At 74.1% G+C, this 21,680-nt stretch carries 24 protein-coding genes; 10 read left to right on the plus strand and 14 right to left on the minus strand.

Going from position 1 to position 21,680, the window contains the following annotated elements:
- Positions 1-75: 75 nt before the first annotated feature.
- From ACFYYJ_RS15835 to ACFYYJ_RS15845, 3 genes are all read right to left on the minus strand, one after another.
- A complete protein-coding gene (locus ACFYYJ_RS15835; RefSeq protein ID WP_389132608.1) occupies positions 76-2,883 on the minus strand; it encodes a poly(A) polymerase in 2,808 nt (935 codons plus the stop codon).
- Positions 2,883-4,622 carry an RNA ligase family protein gene (locus tag ACFYYJ_RS15840; protein WP_389132783.1) on the minus strand — a complete coding sequence of 580 codons (1,740 nt, stop codon included), beginning with the start codon at positions 4,620-4,622 and terminating at the stop codon, positions 2,883-2,885. The genes ACFYYJ_RS15835 and ACFYYJ_RS15840 overlap by 1 nt, the downstream gene beginning before the upstream one ends.
- Before the next feature lie 73 nt (positions 4,623-4,695).
- Positions 4,696-5,319: a TIGR03086 family metal-binding protein gene (locus ACFYYJ_RS15845; RefSeq protein ID WP_389132610.1), complete on the minus strand. Its 624-nt coding sequence runs from the start codon at positions 5,317-5,319 to the stop codon at positions 4,696-4,698.
- Between the two features lie 114 nt (positions 5,320-5,433).
- Here ACFYYJ_RS15845 and ACFYYJ_RS15850 point away from each other — a divergent pair, with 114 nt between their 5' ends.
- On the plus strand, positions 5,434-6,381 hold the full coding sequence (locus tag ACFYYJ_RS15850) for a helix-turn-helix transcriptional regulator (protein WP_385125134.1): 948 nt from the start codon (positions 5,434-5,436) through the stop codon (positions 6,379-6,381).
- Here ACFYYJ_RS15850 and ACFYYJ_RS15855 read toward each other — a convergent pair.
- Positions 6,378-6,794, minus strand: coding sequence for a hypothetical protein (locus ACFYYJ_RS15855; protein ID WP_389132613.1), 417 nt, complete (start codon positions 6,792-6,794; stop codon positions 6,378-6,380). The two genes, ACFYYJ_RS15850 and ACFYYJ_RS15855, sit on opposite strands and share 4 nt — an antisense overlap.
- A gap of 295 nt (positions 6,795-7,089) precedes the next feature.
- Here ACFYYJ_RS15855 and ACFYYJ_RS15860 point away from each other — a divergent pair, with 295 nt between their 5' ends.
- The 4 genes from ACFYYJ_RS15860 (at position 7,090) to ACFYYJ_RS15875 (ending at position 10,536) form a co-directional block, all read left to right on the plus strand.
- Positions 7,090-8,142, plus strand: coding sequence for an NUDIX domain-containing protein (locus ACFYYJ_RS15860; protein ID WP_389132615.1), 1,053 nt, complete (start codon positions 7,090-7,092; stop codon positions 8,140-8,142).
- A 60-nt stretch (positions 8,143-8,202) separates the two neighbouring features.
- Positions 8,203-8,709 carry an SRPBCC family protein gene (locus tag ACFYYJ_RS15865; protein WP_385125137.1) on the plus strand — a complete coding sequence of 169 codons (507 nt, stop codon included), beginning with the start codon at positions 8,203-8,205 and terminating at the stop codon, positions 8,707-8,709.
- 252 nt (positions 8,710-8,961) lie between these two features.
- Positions 8,962-9,453 carry a hypothetical protein gene (locus tag ACFYYJ_RS15870; RefSeq protein WP_389132618.1) on the plus strand — a complete coding sequence of 164 codons (492 nt, stop codon included), beginning with the start codon at positions 8,962-8,964 and terminating at the stop codon, positions 9,451-9,453.
- Positions 9,454-9,600: 147 nt separating this feature from the next.
- Positions 9,601-10,536: a class I SAM-dependent methyltransferase gene (locus tag ACFYYJ_RS15875; protein WP_385360663.1), complete on the plus strand. Its 936-nt coding sequence runs from the start codon at positions 9,601-9,603 to the stop codon at positions 10,534-10,536.
- Between the two features lie 77 nt (positions 10,537-10,613).
- Here the strand turns inward: ACFYYJ_RS15875 and ACFYYJ_RS15880 are convergent, their stop codons facing one another.
- Together ACFYYJ_RS15880 and ACFYYJ_RS15885 are read right to left on the minus strand one after the other, a co-directional pair.
- Positions 10,614-12,101: a DEAD/DEAH box helicase gene (locus ACFYYJ_RS15880; RefSeq protein WP_389132622.1), complete on the minus strand. Its 1,488-nt coding sequence runs from the start codon at positions 12,099-12,101 to the stop codon at positions 10,614-10,616.
- Between the two features lie 70 nt (positions 12,102-12,171).
- Entirely contained in the window at positions 12,172-12,666 is a 495-nt protein-coding gene (locus ACFYYJ_RS15885; RefSeq protein WP_385360658.1) for a MarR family winged helix-turn-helix transcriptional regulator, read from the minus strand.
- A gap of 90 nt (positions 12,667-12,756) precedes the next feature.
- Here ACFYYJ_RS15885 and ACFYYJ_RS15890 point away from each other — a divergent pair, with 90 nt between their 5' ends.
- On the plus strand, positions 12,757-13,125 hold the full coding sequence (locus ACFYYJ_RS15890; protein ID WP_385360656.1) for an HGxxPAAW family protein: 369 nt from the start codon (positions 12,757-12,759) through the stop codon (positions 13,123-13,125).
- Here the strand turns inward: ACFYYJ_RS15890 and ACFYYJ_RS15895 are convergent.
- On the minus strand, positions 13,043-14,065 hold the full coding sequence (locus ACFYYJ_RS15895) for a 2-oxoglutarate and iron-dependent oxygenase domain-containing protein (protein WP_385360653.1): 1,023 nt from the start codon (positions 14,063-14,065) through the stop codon (positions 13,043-13,045). The two genes, ACFYYJ_RS15890 and ACFYYJ_RS15895, sit on opposite strands and share 83 nt — an antisense overlap.
- A gap of 200 nt (positions 14,066-14,265) precedes the next feature.
- Here ACFYYJ_RS15895 and ACFYYJ_RS15900 point away from each other — a divergent pair, with 200 nt between their 5' ends.
- Positions 14,266-14,472 (plus strand): cold-shock protein, encoded by a 207-nt coding sequence (locus tag ACFYYJ_RS15900; RefSeq protein WP_384745273.1) that lies wholly within the window; start codon positions 14,266-14,268, stop codon positions 14,470-14,472.
- Between the two features lie 90 nt (positions 14,473-14,562).
- On the opposite strand, the gene ACFYYJ_RS15905 is transcribed toward ACFYYJ_RS15900, so the two are convergent.
- The 5 genes from ACFYYJ_RS15905 to ACFYYJ_RS15925 form a co-directional block, all read right to left on the minus strand.
- Positions 14,563-15,126, minus strand: a complete 564-nt coding sequence (locus ACFYYJ_RS15905; RefSeq protein WP_389132628.1) for a TetR/AcrR family transcriptional regulator — start codon at positions 15,124-15,126, stop codon at positions 14,563-14,565.
- Between the two features lie 4 nt (positions 15,127-15,130).
- The gene (locus tag ACFYYJ_RS15910) at positions 15,131-15,484 is read right to left on the minus strand and encodes a DUF1304 domain-containing protein (protein ID WP_385125146.1); all 354 of its coding nucleotides are present in this window, start codon (positions 15,482-15,484) and stop codon (positions 15,131-15,133) included.
- A 98-nt stretch (positions 15,485-15,582) separates the two neighbouring features.
- A complete protein-coding gene (locus ACFYYJ_RS15915; protein ID WP_385125194.1) occupies positions 15,583-15,777 on the minus strand; it encodes a ferredoxin in 195 nt (64 codons plus the stop codon).
- 20 nt (positions 15,778-15,797) lie between these two features.
- The gene (locus ACFYYJ_RS15920) at positions 15,798-16,997 is read right to left on the minus strand and encodes a cytochrome P450 (RefSeq protein WP_389132632.1); all 1,200 of its coding nucleotides are present in this window, start codon (positions 16,995-16,997) and stop codon (positions 15,798-15,800) included.
- 131 nt (positions 16,998-17,128) lie between these two features.
- Entirely contained in the window at positions 17,129-17,470 is a 342-nt protein-coding gene (locus ACFYYJ_RS15925; protein ID WP_389132635.1) for a thioredoxin family protein, read from the minus strand.
- A 79-nt stretch (positions 17,471-17,549) separates the two neighbouring features.
- On the opposite strand from ACFYYJ_RS15925, the gene ACFYYJ_RS15930 reads away from it, so the two are divergent.
- A complete protein-coding gene (locus ACFYYJ_RS15930) occupies positions 17,550-17,819 on the plus strand; it encodes a hypothetical protein (protein ID WP_389132637.1) in 270 nt (89 codons plus the stop codon).
- A gap of 62 nt (positions 17,820-17,881) precedes the next feature.
- Here the strand turns inward: ACFYYJ_RS15930 and ACFYYJ_RS15935 are convergent, their stop codons facing one another.
- The gene (locus tag ACFYYJ_RS15935) at positions 17,882-18,247 is read right to left on the minus strand and encodes a hypothetical protein (RefSeq protein ID WP_389132639.1); all 366 of its coding nucleotides are present in this window, start codon (positions 18,245-18,247) and stop codon (positions 17,882-17,884) included.
- Positions 18,248-18,433: 186 nt separating this feature from the next.
- On the opposite strand from ACFYYJ_RS15935, the gene ACFYYJ_RS15940 reads away from it, so the two are divergent.
- Positions 18,434-18,790 (plus strand): YciI family protein, encoded by a 357-nt coding sequence (locus tag ACFYYJ_RS15940; protein ID WP_385125151.1) that lies wholly within the window; start codon positions 18,434-18,436, stop codon positions 18,788-18,790.
- Positions 18,791-18,854: 64 nt separating this feature from the next.
- Positions 18,855-20,093, plus strand: coding sequence for an RNA polymerase sigma factor (locus tag ACFYYJ_RS15945; RefSeq protein WP_389132642.1), 1,239 nt, complete (start codon positions 18,855-18,857; stop codon positions 20,091-20,093).
- A 20-nt stretch (positions 20,094-20,113) separates the two neighbouring features.
- On the opposite strand, the gene ACFYYJ_RS15950 is transcribed toward ACFYYJ_RS15945, so the two are convergent.
- The gene (locus ACFYYJ_RS15950) at positions 20,114-21,595 is read right to left on the minus strand and encodes a condensation domain-containing protein (protein ID WP_389132645.1); all 1,482 of its coding nucleotides are present in this window, start codon (positions 21,593-21,595) and stop codon (positions 20,114-20,116) included.
- Positions 21,596-21,680 lie beyond the last annotated feature (85 nt).

A 21,680-nucleotide genomic window follows, 5' to 3' on the forward strand; every position in this document is an offset into this window, starting at 1 on the left:
ACACCCGACCCCGCCGGCGCGGCAGTACGGGCGTGGGCCGGCCCGCGGCGCAGCCTCCCGGCGGGGGCCGGTGGGTCAGGGGAGGTCCGGGACCTCCCCGCACGGGGTGTGGGTGACTTCGACCCCCGGCAGGCCCCGCAACCACGCCGAGGACACGGCGGCGAGCACGGCCGCGTCCGGCGGCGTCGGCCCCAGCCCGATCGCGTGGCGGGCAACGGCGGGGGTCGATTCGAAGGGGCGGGGCCACGCGTGCGCCTCGCGCACCCCGGCCTCCTCCAGGGCGCCGAGCAGGGCCCGCAGTCTGCCCCGCGTCCGGCCCAGGGTTTCGTCGAGCGGCGCCGCCCCGTCCGGACGTACCGTCACCACCGCCCACGCGGCGTGCCGCCGGTGCAGTGGGGGCGCGGCGGTGAGGCAGGCCGTGGGGTCGGCGGACAGCAGCTCCCACGCCTCGTACAGCTCCCGGACCAGCAACTCCCTCATACCCAGGCCCACCTGGGCCGTGCAGCTGCGCACGGGATGCGACGGGGTGAGGACCGTGAGCGGGGCCGGGGCCGGGCCCGGGGGCGAGACGGCGGCGGGGGACAGGGCGACCGGGGTGCGCCAGTCCCAGGCGGCCCAGGTGCCGAAGAAGTCCAGGAGCAGGCCGGCGGGGGAGCGGTCCGTGGCCTCGTGGACGGTACGGGCCGCCAGCACCGACCAGGCCAGCCCCGGAAGTCCGCCGAACGGGGCCGAGTCCAGGCCCCGGGCCCGTGCCCAGGCCTTCACGCGCCGGGCGAGGGCGGCGAACGCCTCGTGTTCCGCGCCCACGTGCCCGCGTACCGCGTCGGCGTCACTGACCGCGCTCAGCGCGAGGGCCGCCGCCTCGCCCAGTCCGGAGCGCCGGGACAGCGCCCGCGCCGGCTCCTCGGCCCCGGTGGCGACGGCCACGAGATCCACGTCGAGGGTGCCCACGCTGAACCGCAGCCCCGGCACCCTCGCTCCCGTCACGTCCCGCAGCCGCCGGGCCTCCGGCAGCGCCGCGGCCACCCGGCCGCGCAGACCGGCCGTATCGGGCAGCGCCGCCACCAGGTCCAGGTCGGCCGCGGGCAGCTCGCAGCCCATCCGCCGGGAACCGGCCACGTACAGCTCAGCCTCGGGCAGGGCGGCGCGCAGCCGCTCGGTCACCGGGCCGGTCGGGGTCGCCGGGGCGGGTTCGGGCGCCGGTTCCGGGAGCCAGTGGACCTCACCGGTGCCCAGTGCGACGGTGGCCCGCACCCGCATGGGGCCGTCCCCGCGCCGTGAGAGCACGGCCAGCTCACCGACCCGCGCGGACAGGGCGGGGCCGAGCCGGGCGGCGAACTCCGCGGCCGCCCGGCGCGGATCGCGGCTGCGGCCGAGCGTCAGGTGCGGGGTGTAGCCCTCCGCGCGGCCCCGGCAGGCGGGGAACCGTTCCGCCAGTGCTCGGCGCAGCTCCTTCCAGGGGGCGTCACCGGCCGCGGCCGGGTCCAGCCAGAGGGTTGCCTCCTCGCGGTGCCCGAACTCGTACACGCCGTTCAGTTCGGTGGTGAAGGGGGCGATCCCCGACGCGACTTCGGAGAGGAGGGGCAGGGCCTGCGGGAAGGAGGATTCGGGGACGAAGCCGAACAGCAGGTTCACGTGAGCGGGCCAGCGGTCCGCCTGCGGGTCGTGCTCGCGGCGCAGGTCGGCCACCGCTTCGGGGAGGTGCGCCGGCAGCCAGGCCACCGCCGTGCGTGCCGTCGCCGGCACGTCCAGGCCCGCGGGCGCGGCGCCGAAGCCGAGCGTCGCCTCCACCGCGTAGTGGTCCGAGGGGAACAGGCCCTCGGCGTCGGGTGAATGGCCGCGCAGCGCCGCCCGCGTGACACGGGTTCCGGAGGCGCGCAGCAGGATGCGGTCCAGCCGGGAGGCCCGGCCGGTCAGGGAGCCGACGGCCGCCAGCGGATTGGCCGTGGGGTCGAAGGTCGGTGTGGCGTCGGCCGGCCCGTGTACGTCGTTCCACGCGTCCCGCATGCCGAGCGCGGCCGCGGGCCCGTCGGCGCCGGAGCGGCCGTCGTTGAAGTCTCCGAGCAGCGCCACACCGGCCTCGATGCCGCCCAGGCCGTCGGCGAGCCGGGCCAGTTCGGCCTCCCGCCGCACGTCGCCCCGTTCGGTGTGATCGCTGGTCAGGTGGGTCGCGGCGACGACCAGCGGGCCGCCTGCGGTGTCCACCGTCACGGCCGTGACCGCCTTGTGGGGGCCGAGGGCGTGCAGCCCCGCCTCCCGTACCGGCAGCCGGCTCAGCACCAGCAGTCCGTACTCGGCGACGTCCCGGCCGCGCGGATCCGTATCGACGGTGTAGCGGGCGCGCACCCACTCCGCGGCGAGCAGCATGCCGAGCAGTTCGGGCTCGACCTCCTGGAGCGCCATGACATCGGCATCGGCGGCCGCGAGCTCGGCCAGCAGCAGGGGCCTGCGCCGGGCGGTGGCGATGCGCGGGGCGTCGTACCGGTCCCAGAGGGTGTTCCAGGTGAGCAGTCGTACGTCGGAGGGGGCGGAGTCCGTGGTGGGGCGGGCCTCGGCCGGGCGCCAGGCGCCGCCATCCGCCGGATCCCAGGCGTGCGGGGTCCGCGCGGTGAAGAAGGGTGCGCGCAGCAGGCGCGGGGCGCGGACCCGGCCGGCCTCGGTCAGGTCGATCCGGTCGACGCCGGAGGCCCGGTCCCACACCAGCTCGCCGTCCGCCTCGACGAACAGCACCCGGTGCCAGGGGATGTCGCCGCCGGGCACGAAGGAGGGCAGCGGGACCCGCTTCGGTGCGGCGCCTCGCTGGAGCAGGCCGAGGACGAACCGCGCCGGGTCGAACCGGGGGTCCCAACGGACCTGGTGGTAGAGCTGCTCGCTGGTGCGCATCAGACGTTTCCGCCCTCTCCGTGCGATCCGGCCAGGCCGGCAGCCCTGTCCGCGACGCCGCCGTCCGCGCCGATGTACCACGTGCGGTGTGCCTGGCCGGGATACGGCGGGTCGAACCGGTGCAGTTGCGAGGTCAGCACCGCGGACGGCACCGGATGCGGGCGCACGGCGTTGCGGCGCGCCAACTCCGCCTCGTCGACCAGCAGCACGGCATGCGTGACCAGGGCGTCCCGGCGGCGCGCGACGGAGCCCGCAAGGCCCCGCTGTTGGTCGGTGAGCGAGGTGGCGTCCCACACCACCGTGCCGCCGCGCGCCAGCGCGGCGTCCAGCCGGTCCAGACCCTCGCCCAGCACCTCCGCGTTGGCCCGCTGGTCGGCGCGGGAGCCCCGGGCGGAGCGCAGGTCGTCAAGGGCGATGTACGCGTCCACGCCCGGCAGGGCGCGGCCGAAGGTGCTCTTCCCGCTGCCCGAGGGGCCGCAGAGCTGTACCAGGCGGGGGAACGCCCCCTCGCGCCACTGCCACGTCGCCGCGACCGCCTCCTCGACGGCCGCACCGCTGATCCGGCCCTGCCCGAAGGCGCGCCGCGCCTCCGCCCAGCACCGGTCGGCGGCTTCCGCGTCCAGCCCGGCGAGGGCCTCCCGCAGCCCGCTGCGCAGGTCCCCCAGCGGATCGGCGCCGAGCAGCCCGGCCTCCTCGGCGAACAGCGCGGACCACTCCGCGCACTCCAGGCCCTCCTTGCCGTCCGCCAGTGCCCCGGCGAGCGCGTGCAGCACCCCGAGGTCGGCCGCGGCGGCCATCCGGACCAGCCCGGCCCGCCGCTCCGCGTCCGGGAACGGCCGCTGGAGGTACGGGTACAGCCCCACCAGGTCGCCCACCTGCCGTGCGAGCCGCGCCCCGAGGGGCCCCGACGCGAGCCGCGCCATGATCCGGGCGCGCGGTTCGTGGTGCAGCACGGCAGCCAGTACACCGGTCAGCCGGTCGTCCCCGGTCCGCCCCGCCGCGTCGATCCGGGCCGCCGCTTCGGCGACCTCGTCCGCGTCGGGGGCGGCCGGTATGCCCACGGCCGCGCACAGTCCCGCCACGTCCGCCTCGGCCCCGGACCGCACCGCCCACAACGGGGCGCTCGGGCCGAGTCCGTTGGGCACCACCTGCGCGAACATCCAGTGCGTATCGGTCTGTACGTGTCCGCCGCGCACCCACTTGGCCACGCGGCGCCCGAAGTCCTCGCGCGCGAACCCGGCGGTGGTACGGACGACGTACCCTTCCTGCCGCGTGGTGTCGAGCCGCAGTTTGCGCAGCGCGCGCTCGTCGAAGACGCCCCGCCACAGGACGCGCGGGGCGGGCACGCCCAGCCCGCGCAGGAACCGTACGGTCCGGTCCCAGTCCAGGCAGTGGTCCCCGTCCCACACCGAGAACCCGTAGAACCAGCTGTCGAGGTCCTCGTACGGGATCGAGTGGCGCGCGTACAGGTTCTCCCCGCACACCCGCCAACCGTTCGGGATGCCGGCACCGATCCGGCCCTGGAGCCCCTTGACCCAGGCCCGCGAGGGATGGTGCGCCGAGTCGAGCGAGCGCGCGTGCAGGCCGTCCGCGTAGAGGGTGGTGTTCTCCCCGTCGAGCTTCTCGGTCACCACGACCTCGCGCCCGACCAGCCCCGCCAGGCCCGCGGCCCGGACATCGTCCGCCGCCGCCCCGGGGGACCAGGGCAGGTGCGGCGTACGGGGATAGTGGGTGCGCATGATCCGCTCCTGCTCGACGACGACGTGCCTCGTCACTGTAGGTATGCGGAGCGGCGCCCAGCCATCGAATAAGTCAGGGACGGCGGCCCGACCAGGCCACCAGCCGGTCGAGGGCGGGGGCGTCCGCCGGCACCGGAACGACCTCGCCGTACGGGATCCGGCCGCCGCGGGCCTCGGCCGGCAGCGCCCGGCGCACGACCTCGACCAGCCGCTCCAGCAGGCCGGTGTCCCACTCCGGCCGCTGTCCGGTCGCGGTGGCCAGGTCCCAGGTGTGCAGGATCAGCTCGTTGGTGTAGACGGCCGCCGCGACCGCGCCCGGCTTCACGCCCATCGGCAGGCGCAGGTCGCGGCCCAGTACCTCAGGATCCGCCCACACCTTCGCGGCCTCCTCGGCGGCCGGCCCCCAGGCCGCCGCCCACTCGCCGTCCGCGAGCTCGTCGGCGAAGGAGGGGACGCTGAAGGGGTCCTCGCCCCGTCCGATGACCGAGATCCGCCGCAGTACGCCGACGAGGTGGCTCGACAACCTCCGGACGTCGAATTCGGTGCAGGGGGTGGGGGCGTCGTACTGGTCCGGCCGGACGGCGGCGAGGGTCCGCCCGGCGAGGGCGATGGCCGCCGCCAGATCCGGGCGGGTGTCGACGGCGGGGGACTGGGCTGCGGCGGACTGGGCCGCGGTGAACTGCTTCGTTTCGGTCATGACCTCATCCTGGAGCTCAAAGTGGCCATCTTCTGGCCTGTTTTCCGGGCAGAATCCCTCGTATGCGAAACGTCCCGCGCAACGCCCCGCGCAACGCCCCGGGGAACGACTCCCGTGAAGGCTGACCGGCTGGTGGCCACCCTGCTCTTCCTCCAGGAGCGGGGGCGCGTCACCGTCGCCGAAGTCGCTGCGGAACTCGACGTGTCCGAACGGACGGCGCGGCGCGACCTGGAGGCCCTGGCCGCCGCCGGGATCCCCGTCTACTCGCAGCGCGGCCGGGGCGGCGGCTGGTCCCTCGTCGGCGGCGCCCGCACCAACCTCACGGGCCTCACCGCCGACGAGATCCGGGCCCTGTTCCTCGTCACCGGCCCGCTCGCCACCACCCCCGAACTGCGCACCACCCTGCGCAAACTGGTCAGGGCCCTGCCCGCCACCCTCCGCGGCGACGCCGAGGCCGCCTCCCGGGCCGCCGCCGTCGACGGCACGGACTGGGCGCGCACCCCCGTCACCGCCGCCGCCCCGCACCGCTCGGCGCTCCAGCGGGCCGCCGTGGAGGGCGAACGGATCCGGCTCGGGTACGAGGGCGTGGGCAAGCCGGCCCGGGTGCGCGTGGTCGACCCGCTGGGACTCGTCGCCAAGGCGGGCGTCGAGTATCTGGTCGCCGGGACGGAGGACGGGCTGCGCACCTTCCGGCTGAGCCGGGTCACCTCCGTCGAACCGACCGGCGAACCGGCCCACCGGCCACCGGACTTCGACCTGGCCGCGGCCTGGCGGGAACTGGCCGGAGCCATGGAGGAACGCCTGTACGCGGTCACCGCCCGGGCCCGCGTCGCCCCCGACGCCCTGCCCCGGCTGGCCAGGATCTCCGGCGGCCGCCTGCGCGTGGGAGGTCCGCTCCCCGATGGCTGGACCGAGGTCTGGATCGACGGCCCGGCCCCGAGGGCGCTGGCGGCGCACGTGTCGGGGCTGGGTAGCCGGGTGGAGGTGCTGGAGCCGCCGGAGGTTCGCGAGTGGCTGGCCCGCACGGGCGCCGAACTCGTCGCGTTGTACGGGGCGCCCTAACGGCACAGGGCGAGGATGTCGGGGGAGACGGTGCCCCTGGCCGCGGCGCACAGCGGGGCCATGTCGTACGTCCGACGCGGCGCGGGCCGCCCCTTCGCGGCGGCCGGCTTCCTCGGGCGGGGTTTCGCCTGCACCGGCTTCGCGGGGGTGTGCTTCTCGGGCTTCGCCCGCTGGGGCCGGGCGGCGTCCGGTACCGGATCGTGCGCCGGCGGGGGCGCGGCGGACGCGGGCTCCGACGCTGCGGGCAGGGTTCCCAACGGCATTGCGGGCACCGTCGGTTGCGGGAACACCGTACGGGCCGCCGCCGTTGCCGGGAGCCGGGGCTCCGACGGGGCGGGCGGGTGCACGGTCACGCACCCGGTGGCCATGACGAGCGCGGCAAGGGTCAGGGGCAGGGCCCGGCGCAGCAGCATCCGCCCACCCTGCCGCACGGGCCCCGTCGGGACCGAACCCGTCACCCGTACGGGTGCCCGCGCCCTCACTCGCCGGGGGAACGGCCCGGCGGACGTGGTCGGACCGGGGGTTTTCACGCCGTCAGTCCGCCCGGGCAACCTACCAAGATCCACGTAACGAGGTAATAAGGAGGTATGGAAGGTATGCGGAGAGTAAAGCGGGTGGGTCGGTGTCGTCCCCCGGGGCCGCCGTAACCACCGGGCCGCGCCCGCGGTTGCACAGTCCGGCGGGCCACCCACGGTGAACGGAGTTCGGATGTCGCAGCAGACCGACGAGGCGCAGGCGCAGGCGCAGGCACAGGTGGGGGCGCAGGGACGGGCGCAGGCCGGGCCCGGGACCTGGATGAGCCCCGCCGCGTACGGAGCCTCCCGCGCCACCGTGTGGACCGCGGCCGTCGTCCTCGTCACCGATGCCGACGGCCGGGTCCTCGTCCAGAGCGTCGACTACCGAGCCGACCGGCTGCTCCCCGGCGGAGCCGTGGACGCCGGGGAGGCGCCCTCCGCCGCGGCGGCCCGGGAGATGCGCGAGGAGCTCGGCGTCGACGGCCGCTACCCGCGCGGGCTCGCCGTGGACTGGATCCCCGCCGACACCCCCGGCTTCCCGCCCGAGATGCGGTTCCCCGGCGAGATCCTGCACGTCTACGACGGCGGCACCTGGACCCCGGAGCGCATCGACTCCGTCCGCCTCCCGGCCCAGGAGATCACCGGCATCCACTTCGCCGAACCCGCCGACCTGCCCGAACTGATGGACGCGGGCGACGCCCGCCGCGCCCTGTCCGCCCTGCGCGCCCGAGTCAACGGCTCCGGCACCGCCCTGCTGGAGGACGGCCGCCCCACCGCCCCCACCGCCCTCGACCGGCTCGGTGTGCTCCGCACCCGCCGGACCCCGCAGCGCGGGGCCTGGCATCCGGGCCCGGTCCCCGCGCACCTGCCGGTACGGGACCGCTCCGGCTGGCTGTTCGCCCCCGACGGCCGGGTCCTGGTCCTCGTCGCCCGCGCCACCGGTGCCGTCCACCTCCCGCCCCCGACGGCCGCCCCCACCTCGGGCGCGGCCCCGCTCGGCTACCGGCACGGCGAGGAGGGCGCCCACGCCCGCACCGCCGCCCGGCTCACCGGCCTGCCCCCGGCCGCGGACCCGGCGTACGCACGGCTGCTGGCCACACCCGAGCAGGTCCGCGAACTGAGCGACTGGGGCCCGGCCGGCGCCCACGAACTCGCCGCCGCCCACACGGCCCGCACCCGCCTCGCCCTGCCCGCCCCGGCCCGCACGCCGGCCACGGAACTGCCCGAAGAGGGCGTGCGCTGGTGATCGCGGCGCCGTGACCGGGAAATCCGGCGTCCGTGGCACGCGGTCCCGCAGCATGGGGCCATGAGCGATAGTGAGATCACCTACACCGTGTACATCCAGGCCGATCCCGCCCGCGTCTGGCAGGCCCTCACCGAGCCGGCCTTCACCCGCCGGTACTGGGGACTGAGCTTCGAGACCGACTGGGCGGTGGGCTCGGCGATGGACTGGGTCGAGCGCGGGGCGCGCACCAGCGACCCCGAGCAGGTGGTCCTCGGCTGCGTGCCGGACCGGCTGCTGTCCTACACCTGGCACAGCTTCACCCCGCAGTGGGCGGCCTCGGCGGGGATCGGCGAGGAGTTGCGGGCCGAACTGGCCGGGGAACCGCGCACGAAGGTCACGTACGAGATCGAGCCGATCGGCGACACCCTCGCCCGGCTGACCATCCTCCACGAGGGATTCGAACCGGGCGGCACGCTGATCGGCATGTGCGGCCGGGCCTGGCCGATGCTCGCCTCCAGCCTCAAGACCCTCCTGGAGACGGGCGCCCCGCTGCCCGAGCCGGAACAGGGGCCCGGCGCCGGCGGCTGACCCGCACGAGCGGAGAGCCGGCGGGCGAGCCGGCGCGCGGGTGTGACCGGGCCGGGGACGGCGGTCGCGCCGGGAGCGGGACCCTGGACGCGTGGCGGGCCCGGCGGTCGTGTGGAATGGACACATGGGGAGAGGAACGAACGAGCGATCCGCCGCAGGCATACCGACCGCGATGACGACCGGGATGCCGAAGGGCGTGCCGGGCACGCCCACGACGGCCGGCCGGGCCGTGCGCGCCTTCGGCGGTGCCCGATGAGCCGGCCCGACGCCGGCGGCGCCGCCGAGCCGCCCGAGCACTGGCGGTACGGCCGTCACCTCCAGGCCCTGGCGGATGCGCGCGGTACGCGTGCCGAGGCCGAGGCCGTGGCCGTCGTGCTGCGCGATCCCGACCCGGTGATGGCCGAGAGCGCGGTCGTCACCCACCTGGACCGGCGTGCGGCGCGCCTGCTGGCCGACGAGGGCTTCCCCGGCTGGGCGCAGGCCATGGCCGGTGCGCTCGCCGGCCGTGCGTTCCCCGAGCGGCGGCTGCGCGAATGGACCCTGCTCAAGGCCATCACCCGCGGCGAGCCCTGGTCCGCCGCGGAGCTCGTGGGCGCGTCGGACTGGTGCCAGCGCACCGCCGCCCGGTTGCTGACGTCGTACGAGGCCCTCGGCCTGCTCGCCACCGGTGCCCGCACCCGCCGGGTGCGCAACGCGGCCGCGGGCCGGCTGAGTCGGCGTACCGCCGCCGCGGCCTCCGGATGAGCGGAGGCGGTCGTCCGGCGGTCGGTTGTCTTATTTGAATCTTGTGTGACGAGGGTCTCGTCAGACGCCGATCCGGCGCCTAAAGTGCCGTTAACCCGGCCGGGTGTCAGCGTTGGACGATGCCACTCCGCTGGAGGATGACTCTTCGTGTCGCACGTTTCGCATGCTCCCGTCACCACCCCCGACGATGAGCAGGCCCCGCCCGTCCCCACCGCATACGGTGAGGTCGAAGGCTGGTTCTCGGCCTGCGACCAGCTGCTCTTCGACTGGTTCCTGTCCCGTCAGAACAGCGATGCCGCGGCTCCGCCGGGTGACCTCCTCGAACTCGGCGTGTTCATGGGGAAGAGTGCCGTCTTCGTCGGCCGCTACCTGCGCGAGGACGAGGAATTCACCGTCTGCGACCTTTTCGACTCTCCCGCGGTGGACGAGCTGAACGTCGCCGAGAACCGCCTCTCGTACCCCACGCTCACCCGGCGCGGGTTCGAGACGAACTACCTGGCCTTCCACGAGGCACTGCCGACCGTCATCCAGGCGCCGACCTCCGTCGTCGGGGCCGAGGTGCGCCCGGCGAGCTGCCGGTTCATCCACATCGACGCCTCGCACCTGTACGAGCACGTCGTCACGGACATCGAGTCCTCACGGCGCGTGGCGGCCCCCGGAGCGGTGGTCGTGTTCGACGACTACCGCTCCGCGCACTGCCCCGGGGTCGCGGCCGCGGTCTGGTCGGCGGTGGTCTCCGGCGGGCTGAACCCCATATGCGTCTCCGACATGAAGATGTACGCGACCTGGGGCGACCCGGAAGCCCACCGGAAGGACCTCCTCGCCTGGCTGGAGGGCCGCACTGACCTCGGGCACGGCGTGGACGTGATCGAGGGCCGGCCCCTCGTGCAGATCTCGGACGCCGGGGCCCGGCCGCCGGCCCTCCCGCAGCCGCTGCGCCCCGCACCTGCTCCGGTGCCGCCCACGCCCACACCGGCGGCCGCCCGCAGGCCTGGTGCCGGCTGGCGCAAGCTCGCCAAGGACCTGCTGCCGCCGGTCGTCACCCGCGCGATCGTCGCCCGGCGGCGCCGTCGCCGCGGCTGACCGCCGCCGCGCCGGGCGCCGCGCCGGGCGCCGAACCAGCCGCCGGACCCCGCCGCACGGGGTCCGGCGCATCCCGATCAGAGGCCCTTGCGGACCCTCGCCGCCCTGCGGGCCTCGGCCTGCTGCCGGGCCTCCAGCGTCTTGCGGGACTCCTTGCCCTTGCCGGGCCGTCCCGGCCTGGTGCCCATCCCGCGGAAGCCGAGCTCGGTGCCGGAGGGCCTGCCCTTGGCGTCGGTCGGCGCCGCGCCGGACAGCGGCACCCCGGAGGGCGCCTTCGCGCCGGTGATCCGGCTGAGCGCCGCCTCGCCGGACCGCACCTGGGTGATCGTCGGCCGGATCCGCGCGTCCGCCATCAGCCGGACCATGTCCCGGCGCTGGTTGGGCGTGACGAGGGTGACGACCCGGCCGGACTCGCCGGCCCGCGCCGTGCGTCCGCCGCGGTGCAGGTAGTCCTTGTGGTCCGCGGGCGGGTCCACGTTGACCACGAGGTCGAGGTCGTCGATGTGGATGCCGCGCGCCGCGACGTTCGTCGCGACCAGGACGGTGACGGCGCCCGTCTTGAACTGGGCCAGGGTCCGGGTGCGCTGCGGCTGCGACTTGCCGCTGTGCAGCCCCTCCGCCCGTACGCCCATGGCGCGCAGGTGCTTCACGAACTGGTCGACGCCGTGCTTGGTGTCGAGGAACATCAACACGCGGTTGTCGCGGGCCGCGATCTCCGTCGCCGCCGAGTACTTGTCGGCCGCGTGGATGTGCAGCACGTGGTGGTCCATGGTGGTGACCGCGCCCGCCTGCGGGTCGACGGAGTGCGCCACCGGGTCCTTGAGGTAGCCGCGGACCAGCTGGTCCACGTTGCGGTCCAGGGTCGCCGAGAACAGCATCCGCTGCCCCGCGTGGTGCACCTGGTCCAGGATCTCCGTGACCTGCGGCATGAAGCCCATGTCGCACATCTGGTCCGCCTCGTCGAGCACGGTGATCCGCACCCGCTCCAGGTGGACGTCGCGCCGCCCGACGAGGTCGCTCAGACGCCCGGGGGTGGCCACCACGATCTCCGCGCCGGTGCGCAGCGCGCTCACCTGCCGGCCGATCGACAGCCCGCCGACCACGGTGGCCATCCGCAGCTTCAGGGCCTTGGCGTACGGGTCCAGCGCCTCGGTCACCTGCTGCGCCAGCTCGCGCGTCGGTACGAGGACCAGCGCCAGCGGGCGCTTCGGATCGGCCTGCTGCCCCGCGGTGCGGGCGAGCAGGGCCAGGCCGAAGGCGAGGGTCTTGCCGGAACCGGTCCGCGCGCGGCCCAGGACGTCCCGGCCGGCCAGTGCGTTGGGCAGCGTCGCGGCCTGGATCGGGAACGGTTCCTTGACCTCCAGCTCGGCCATGGTCGTCACCAGCTCGGCGGGCAGCTCCAGCTCGGAGAACGAGGCCACCGGCGCCAGCCCGGGCACCTTCGGCTCGTGCATCGTGAACTCACCCTGCGGCCCGGTGCTCCGCGGGGCCTTGCCGCCGCTCTTGGCAGCGGGCTTGGCACCGCCCTTCACACCGAAACGGCCATGAGCTGACGGGTTCCTCATGCAGGACCTTTCGAAACAGTGGAAAGCGTGGTGGTGCGAGATGGTCAACCGCCCATTCTACCAGCGGGGGCTACGGCTCCCCGGCGTCGAGTTCGCCCGCCCGCACCTGGGCGCAGTGGTCGCGGACCTCGACGGCCGCACGCTGGAACCAGTCGGCGATCACGGCGATCTCGTCGGGGGTGTAGTCGGCGAAGAGCGCGCCGAGCCGGTCGTAGAAGGGCTGGTACACCGCGACCACCCGGGCGGCGGCGTCGGGATCGGCCACGACCCGCACCCGCCGCCGGTCGGCGGGGTCGGGCCGGCGGCTCGCGTACCCGGCCCGTTCGAGGCGGTTGATCACCCCGGTCACGGCCCCGGTGGTGAGGTCGAGCAGCTCGGCGAGGTCGCCCGCGGCGAGCGGGCTGTCCCCGGCGCCCAGGATGTGCCCCAGGCAGGTCAGGTCGGTGACGTTCAGCCCGAGGCGCTGCGCGACCTCCTGCTGGCCGACGATGCCCAGCGCGACGAACTGGTCCATGCGCGAAAGCGCTTCCGCGGGGGTGGCCGCGGGGCGGGGCTTGCCCTGCACGGAGATACTCCTTAGCATCTAAGTTACTTAGCTCGTGAGATAAAAGATCCTGCTCCGAGCCTACTGCCGACCCTTCGACCAGGGAGAATCATGAGCGCGCACGGTCACGTCGACCTCGGCCACACGGTGGCCGGATGGACCGGCACGGCCCTGGCCCTGCTGGGCACCGCCGGAGCGGGCCTCTCCGTGTGCACGGCCTGGATGCCCGGCATCTGGCTCGGCCTCGGCCTCGTCGTCGCGGCCGGGATCGTCACCTGGCTGCTCCACCTGGCCGGATGGGGCAAGCCCAGCGGCCCCCGCCCCGAGAGCGAGTGGGACTGGCGTGTCCGCGACACCCGTGCCCACGCCGGGCACGCGGACTGCCTCGGCTGCCGGGTCAGCGGACCCCGGCGAGCGCTCGCATCAGCCCCTCGGCCTCGATCCGCCGCGTCGTTGCCCGCTGCGGATAGCAGCGCATGAACATCCGGGTGAAGTGCTCTCCGTAGTGGATCTCGGTGTCGTCCTGCGGCTCCGGGCTCAGGGGGCGGATGCGGGCGCCGAAGCGCGGCTCGTGGAAATAGGCCAGCGCGTACCGCTCCCGTTCCGCGAGGCGCACCTTGTGCGGGGTCGACAGCAACGTGCCGCCCGTGAGGAACTGCAGGATGTCACCGGGGAACACCGTGAGGACGTCCGGGACGGGCGTCACGTACGTCCAGCCGGGGGAGTCCTGGGCGAATCCCGCCGAGCTCTCGTCCGGCAGCCAGTTCCGGGGCCTGAGCTCCCCGGCCGCGGGTGGTCGCACGAACAGCCCGCCGACCTCGTCCTGCGCGGCGATCACGAGCAACCCGTAGTCGGTGTGCGCCCCGATCCCGCGCTCCGTCGTCCGCGAGGCGGCCGGGAAGCGCAGCACCCGCATGTGGTGCCAACCGTCGCGGGTCAAGCCTGCGAGCCGGTCGATTCCGGCGGGGCCGAGCCCCAGCCCGAGCGCCACGAGCCGCAGCAGCCGTTCTCCGAGCGAGCCGACCCCGGCGAGGTACGCCTCCATGGCCGTCCGGTACGCCGCGTCGGGCCACGGCACCGGTCCGTGGCACGGCAGCCGGCGCGCGGCCGACGGCAGGTCCGGGGTGATCGTGAAGATCTCCGAGGCGTCCCGCTCGCCGGCCGTCACCTCCTCGCCCGAGGCGGTGTAGCCGCTGTACGAGGTGTCGTTGACGCACGCCGCCTTCTCGGCCCGCGGCCGGGCGAAGAACCGCCGGCTGACCGTCAGTGCCTCCCGGGTCCGTGCCCGCTGCCCGGCGTCGGCCGCCACCTGGAAGATCCCGTCGCGCCGCCAGGCCGCGGTCATCTCCCGGCCGAGCGCCGCGTCCGCTTGCGTACCGGTCACGTGTTCCGGCACCCGGAACGTCGCGAACCCGCTCATGTCCGTCCCCTCTCGAAGGAGCCTTCCGCGGGCGGTGCTCGCCCGCGCTCCCTCTTTTCACGGACAGGGCGGCCAGAAGTTCGAATGCGCGGCGCGCCCACGGTTGGCCGCGTTGGGCGTGTGCCGTGCGGGACCGTTGGGCAGGATCGAGACGGCCGCGTTCAGCGGCCCGCAGTGGAACGTCGAGAAGGATCGGCAAGATGGCAACAGGCACCGTGAAGTGGTTCAACTCGGAGAAGGGGTTCGGTTTCATCCAGCAGGACGACGGCGGACCCGACGTGTTCGTGCACTTCTCCGCGATCGAGACCACCGGCTTCAAGGCCCTGGAGGAGAACGAGCGGGTCGAGTACAACGTCACCCAAGGCCCCAAGGGCCCCCAGGCCGAGCGGGTGGTTCCCCAAAGGTAGTACCGCTTCGCGGACCGGCCCCATGAGCCCGTGCCGTGAAACCGAGCCCCGCCGGCCCCGCCCGGCGGGGCTCGCGCGTTCGCGCCCGTCCTACACGGCGCGGTGCAGCGCCAGCAGCAGCGACCACACCCGGCCGGCCAGCTCCGCCGGGGTCGCCTCGACCTGCCCGTGCAGCCAGTCCGCCAGCACGCCGGTGAACGCGGCGGCTACCGCCGAGGCGACGAGGTCCGCGTGCGGGGCGCCCACCGCCGCGCGTTCGGCGCGCGCGCGGGCGTGCAGCTCCCGGTGCAGGCGCTCGCCCAGGGGGCCCGCGCCGCCGGGCAGCAGCAGCGTCCGGTAGAGCGGGGCGTGTCCGGCCACGCGCGAGAAGAACGCGGCCAGGGCCGCCGGGGGCTCCGACGGGGCCCGCGATCCCGGACCGGTCTGCCAGGCGTGCAGGGCGTCGACCGCCGCGTGGACCACCTCCGCGCACGCGTCCACGGCGAGCGCGGCGAGGTCCTCGTAGTGCAGGTAGAACGTGGCGCGGCCGACCCCGGCGCGGCGGGCCACCGCCGAGACGCTGACCTCGGCGAGCGCCCGGTCCGCGCACTCGGCCAGCAGGCTCTCGCGCAGCCGCGCCTTCGTGCGCGCCGTGCGCGGGTCCTCGGGGCTCACACCGTCACGCGGCCAGCAGCGCGGCGCCGAGCGCGAGGGCGCCGGGCAGGGCTTGGGCGACGAGGATGCGGCGGTTGGCGGTCGCCGCCCCGAACACCCCCGCGACGACCACGCAGACGAGGAAGAACACCTGGGTGGCGAGCGAGTGGATGACCAGCGCCCACACCAGGCCCGCGGCGAGGAAGCCGTTGTAGAGCCCCTGGTTCGCGGCGAGCGGCGCCGTCAGGCGGGCCGTGTCCGCGTCGAACCCGGACAGCGCCCGGCCCGGCGGGCGCTGCCACAGGAACATCTCCAGGACCAGGAAGTACACGTGCAGGGCGGCCACGAGGCCGATCAGTATCCGAGCGACCGTGTCCATGGCCGCCTCCGTTCCTCGTTGCCCGGCGACGGGATCCGACGACTGTGGTGGCCGTGCGGCCACTTCCTGGACAACTGTACAGGAAGTGGCCGCACGGGCTATGCCTCCCGCACGGTGATGGCCGAGACCGGGCAGGCGCGGGCCGCCTCGCGGACCAGCGCGCTGCCCGCCCCGTCCTCCCGCCCGGGCAGCAGCTCGCCGAAGCCGTCGTCGTTCTGGGTGAACACCCCGGGCGCGGTCAGCGCGCACTGGCCGGCGCCGATGCAGACGCCGGTGTCGATGTCGATGCGCAGAGGGGCCGCCGACATGCCGCTCACCAGGCCACGGGGAGCTCGACCATGCCCTGGATGGTGTCTCCGGGCTTGAAGGGGATCCGGTCCGGTTCGGCCGCCAGTCGCAGTCCCGGCAGCCGTTCGAAGAGGGCTCCCAGGGCGATCTCCATCTCGGCGCGGGCCAGGTTCTGGCCCAGGCACTGGTGGACGCCGAAGCCGAAGGCCACGTGGTGGCGGGCGGGCCGGTTCCAGTCCAGCGCGTCGGGATCCTCGAAGACGGACCGGTCGCGGTTGATGACGGAGGTGGAGAAGATCACCCCGTCGTCCGCGCGCACCGTCACCCCGCCGATCTCGATGTCCTGCGTGGCCACCCGCAACATGCCGTCCGCGATCGACAGGAACCGCATCAGCTCCTCCACGGCCGTCGGCATCAGCTCCGGGTCCGCGCGCAGTTCGGCCAGCTGCTCTGGGTGGAGCAGGAGGGTGTAGGTGCCGAGCGAGATCATGTTGGCCGTGGTCTCGTGCCCCGCGACCAGCAGGATCAGGGCGAGGTCGATGAGCTCCGGCACGTCCACCTCGCCGGTCTCCAGGCGCTCTGCGATCAGCTCGTCGAGCAGCCCGTCCCCAGGCTCCCGGCGCTTGCGCCCGATCAGCTCGGTCAGGTACGCATCGAGCCGGCTCCGGGCCTCCTCGACATCGGTCGGTTCCGGCCCGCGCAGCAGCCGCCTCGACTGTTCCTCGAAGAACTCGTGGTCCTCGTACGGGACTCCGAGCAGGGAGCAGATCACCATCGACGGCACCGGCAGGGCGAAGGCGGAGACGAGCTCCGCGCGCGGGCCCGCGGCCTCCATCGCGTCGATCAGATGGTCGACGGTCTGCCGGATCCGGGGCCGCAGGGTGGCCGTCCGCTTCAGGGTGAAGGAGGGGATCAGCATTCGGCGCTGCCGGTTGTGCTCCGGGTCGTCGACCCCGAGCAGCGCGGTGCGCCGGTTCTGGATCCCCTTGAACCGCCGGGTGGGGATGGGGAAGGCGGCGTTGGTCCGGTCGGTGGAGAGTCGACCGTCGGAGAGCAGGGCGCGCGCCTCGGCGTGCCCGGTGACGACCCATACCGAGCGGCCGTCGAAGAGGGTGACCCGGGACAGCGGCCGCCCCGCCGGCGGTCCCTCCCGGAGCGGTGCGTAGGCGGTCGGCGGGTGGTAGGGGCAGGTTCGGTCCTGGGGGAAGGTGACGGTCTCTGACATGAAGTACCTCGCAAGCCGTGGGTTCCGTCTCGCCGGACTCCATTACATGCCTAGGGCACCTATCCTTCCCATGCCACTTTCGGCCAGATCGCCCGAGTTCGCCCGCAGGGCCCAATGGGGGCCCGCACCGCTCAGAGGTGGGCGTCCAGGAAGTGTTCGAGCTCCTCGCGCGTCATCGGCCCGGCGTGGCTCGCGACCACCTCGCCGCCCACGATGAGCACGGTCGTCGGAGCGCCGGTCACTCCGTAACGCCTGGTCGGACCGGGGCAGCGGGTCATGTCGGTACGGATGGCGGTGAGTCGCGTCCCGTACTCCGCCGCCAGTTCGCCGACGACCGAGTCCATGGCGCGGCAGGCGTCGAGGGCCTTGGGCCAGGACCCGCAGAAGTAGGCGAGAACCGGCCCCGTCGTCATGGAGAGGACGAAGTCGAACTCCTGGTCCTCCAGTGGCTGGTGTACCCGACGTGCCGCCATGTGCCTACCGCTCCTCGTTCGTGCGTGCCCTTCTCCGCCATCATCGCCCGTTGTCAGTGGTGCCTGTGAAGCTGGGGCCATGGACGACAGGATGCTCCGGCGCCGGGTCTACGGCGCCGACCACGAAGACCCCGACCCGGGACCGCGCCCCGGCCACGTCTACGGCGAGCTCGTGGGCGGGCCCCTCGACGGGCTCCTGCTCGACATCACCGGCTGGAGCGGGCGCCGGCTGGCCGAGGAGGCCCGCCTCCCGACGGAGATAGGACGCTACGGCGCGGGCGGCCGGGCCCACTACCGCCGTCGCGCGCAGGACCAGGTCCACTGGGACTGGGTGGGCGACAGCCGCTAGGGCCGGTCTTTCGGATCAGGCCCCGCGAGCCCGGCATGATCCGATAGGCAGGCCTAGGCCGCTCAGGCCTCGCGGCTCACCTTCCTGGCCCACAGGACGAGCGGCACCTGGAGCGGAAGTCGGCCCAGCGTCACCGCGCGCAGCGCGGGGGAGCGGTGGCGGGCGTCGGCGGCCATCTTGACGTTCGCCGGGAAGACGCCGACGAAGAAGGCGGCGGCCGCCAGCGCCGCCGGCTTGCGGGTGCGCGGATGGGCGATCCCGGCGGCCAGCGCGAGCTCCGCGACGCCGCTCGCGTACGTCCACTGGCGCGGGGTCCCCGGCAGGGAGCGCGGGACGATGGCGTCGAACTGCTTGGGCACCGCGGCGTGCGCCACAGCGGCGCCGGCGAGCAGGCCGGCGAGCAGCAGGGGGGAGGAAGGGCGGGGCATGCGTCGAGTCCTCTCGGGGGAGTGAGCGGCCGAAACGCGATCCTACTGGCGAGTAGGACCGTGTCGTCCGGGCCCTCGGAAAAAACTTCCGAAGAATTCCGTGAGAGGTGTCGATTCGGGCGTCCCCCGTTCGACGCAGGGGTGAGAGGCGGGGGAAGTCCCCGTCTCACCGACCGAGGAGTCACCATGCCGCGCTTCCTGACGATGATCCGCATCGACGAGCAGAACCTGCCGCCCGAGGAGTTCCCCGCCGACTTCGAGCAGCGCATGGGCGCCCTGCTGGAGGAGATCACCAAGGCCGGGGTCATGCTCGACACCGCCGGCCTGCTGCCCACGTCCGAGGCCACCCGGCTGAGCTGGTCCGGCGGGAAGATCAGCTACACCGACGGCCCGTTCACCGAGACCAAGGAGGTCGTCGGCGGCTACTCCCTGACCCAGTGCAAGGACAAGGCCGAGGCCATGGAGTGGACCCGCCGGTTCCTGGAGATCCACCCGGCGAGCTGGAACGTCAGCGCCGAGGTCCGCGAGATCCAGGAGATGTGAGCCGCCCCGGGGACCCGTGTTCCCGCGCCGCGTTTGCCCTGCCTCGTCACGGCTGCTCTGATGGGTGGCCGTGACGGCAGGCAATGCGACCCAGGCGGTCGAAGCGGTGTTCAGGATCGAGTCCGCGCGCATCATCGCCGGCGTGGCCCGCATCGTGCGGGACGTCGGCATCGCCGAGGAACTCGCTCAGGACGCCCTCGTCGCCGCCCTCGAACAATGGCCGCGGTCGGGTGTCCCGGACAGGCCGGGCGCCTGGCTCATGACCACCGCCAAGCACCGCGCGATCGACCTGGTACGCCGCAAGGAGACCTACGCCCGCAAGCTCGCCGAGGTCGGCCGGAGCCTGGAGGACGTGCCACCGCCCGCCGAACCGGCCGACCCGGACGACATCGACGACGACCTGCTCCGGCTGATCTTCACCTCCTGCCATCCCCTCCTGGCCACCGAGGCGCGGATCGCGCTCACCCTGCGCCTGATGGGCGGACTGACCACCCAGGAGATCGCGCGGGCCTTCCTGTCCTCCGAGCCGACCGTCGCCCAGCGCATCGTCCGCGCCAAACGGACGCTGGCCAAGGCGGGCGTGCCCTTCGAGGTCCCCTACGGGGCCGACCGCGAGGCACGGCTGGCCTCCGTACTCGAAGTCATCTACCTCGTCTTCAATGAGGGCTACTCGGCCACCGCCGGGGACGACCTGGTCCGCCCCGCCCTGTGCGAGGACGCCCTGCGACTCGCCCGCCTCCTCGCCGCCCTGATGCCCAAGGAACCCGAGGTGCACGGCCTCGCCGCGCTCCTGGAGTTCCAGGCCTCCCGGACCACCGCCCGCACCGGCCCCGACGGGGAACCGGTGCTGCTCGCCGACCAGAACCGGGCCAAGTGGAACCGCCTGCTCATCCACCGGGGCGTCAGCGCCCTGAGCCACGCCGGCACCGGTCCGTACGCCCTCCAGGCCGCGATCGCCGGCTGCCACGCGGCCGCCGTGCGCTACGAGGACACCGACTGGCCGACGATCGCCGCGCTCTACGGCCGGCTCGTCCTCCTCGTCCCGTCACCCGTGGTGGAGCTCAACCGCGCGGTGGCCGTCTCGATGGCCGAGGGCCCCGAGGCGGCGCTGCCGATCGTCGACGCCCTGACGGAGGAACCGGCCATGCGCTCCTACCACTTGCTGCCGAGCGTACGAGGAGACCTGCTCGAACGGCTCGGCCGGCCGCAGGAGGCCCGCGCGGAGTTCGAGCGGGCCGCCTCGCTCACGCGCAACGAGCGGGAACGCGCCCTGCTGCTCGGCCGCGCGGCCCGCCTCGCGTAGGACCGCCGGCGCCGGGGGCTTCAGCCGTGCCGGGCGTACCCCGCCACGTCGAGCGGGGTGCCGGCCGGCCGCCGCGGCGGGGTCAGCGCGACGGGCCTGCGGAATCCGCCCGCGCGGGCGATCTCCCGAACGGTCAAGCGCAGCGCCTCCTGGAAGTCGGCCATGGTGCGGCGCGCCGCCGGCGTGTCCACGTAGATCGAGTTCATGTGCAGCCCGTCCGTGTCCCGCTGGAACCACGAGCACGCCCCGTTGGCCCGCGCCGACCACACGTGGGTGGTCGGCCGCCACTCCTCGTGGCGCTCGGCACCGCGGCACTTGCGCATGTCGATGTACGAGAAGAAGTTCACCGGGTACGGCCAGGAGCGGGCGGCGAACTCCTCGGGTGCCAGCAGCTCCCACGCCCGGACGAACGGCACGTCGATGTGGGCGATCATCTCGCCGAAGCCCGCCCGGACCCCGGCCATGACGGCGGCGAAGTCCCGGCCGGGCGAGGCGTCGAACTCGATCGGCATGGTGTTGACGAACCACCCCACCGAATCCGTCCAGGCCTGCCGGCCGCGCTCGCTCACCGGCATCAGACCCCGGTACACCCCCGGCCCGCCCGCCTCGCGCAGACAGACGGCGACGGAGGCGAGCACCCCCATGAACGGCTTGCCGCCGACCGCCAGGCAGGTCTTCTCGAACACCTCCGTGTCGGAGGGGTCGAGCAATCGGGAGGCCTCGTTCACGATCGGGTACATCCGGCCCGGCTCCACGCCGAGGTCGAGGGGGAAGCGCGGGAAGAACTCGCCGCCGCCCCGCTCGATGAAGGACTTCCAGTAGCCGAGGCGTTCGTCGCGGGCGTCGATGGACAGGTAGCGGCGCCGCTGCTCGTCGGCGAAGTCGAGATAGCTCGGGGCGGGAGGCAGCGCGATCTCCTCACCGCGGCACAAGGCCTCGTAGGCGGTGAGCACTTCGTGGACGACGATCGGCATCGACATGCCGTCGCAGACGATGTGGTCGAAGGCGAGGTAGACGGTGGCGGAGTCCTCGCGGAGCACCGCGCCCATCACGAACAGGGGCCAGGACAGGGTGTCGATGCTCCGCTTGAACCGCTCGACGAGGAAGTCGCCCAGTCGGTCGGAGTCGTCGAAATCGGCCACCGGCTCGGCTTCGAGGGCGAGTTCGGCGGGGTCGAAGGGCTCGCAGGCCACCTCCCCGGCGAGCCTGCTGAACGCGCACCGCAGCACCTCGTGCCGCTGTACGAAGGAGAGCAGCGCCCGCGCCAGCGCCGGCTCGTCGAGCGGGCCGTCGACCTCGAAGGTGACCGCGATCCACGAGGCGACCGGGTCGTCGGCGTCCCTGCTCTCCTCGGCGACCGTGAAGTGCTTGTCCTGGTTGAAGGACGCCATCTTGCCCGCTCGGGGGTCCTGCTCCACGGCCTCCGCCGCCGTGCGCCTGAGCCGCCACTCGACCACCCGACCGGGTTCCACGTGGTGCATCTCCAGAGGAAACTGCCGCATATCCGTCATCCCTTCGCCCCCGATCCGACCCCGAGGCGCTAACGACCCCCGGCCCGGGGAGGTGACGGAATCACCCTCCCGGGCA

This window comes from Streptomyces sp. NPDC002467, from assembly GCF_042889825.1.
Classification (GTDB): domain Bacteria; phylum Actinomycetota; class Actinomycetes; order Streptomycetales; family Streptomycetaceae; genus Streptomyces.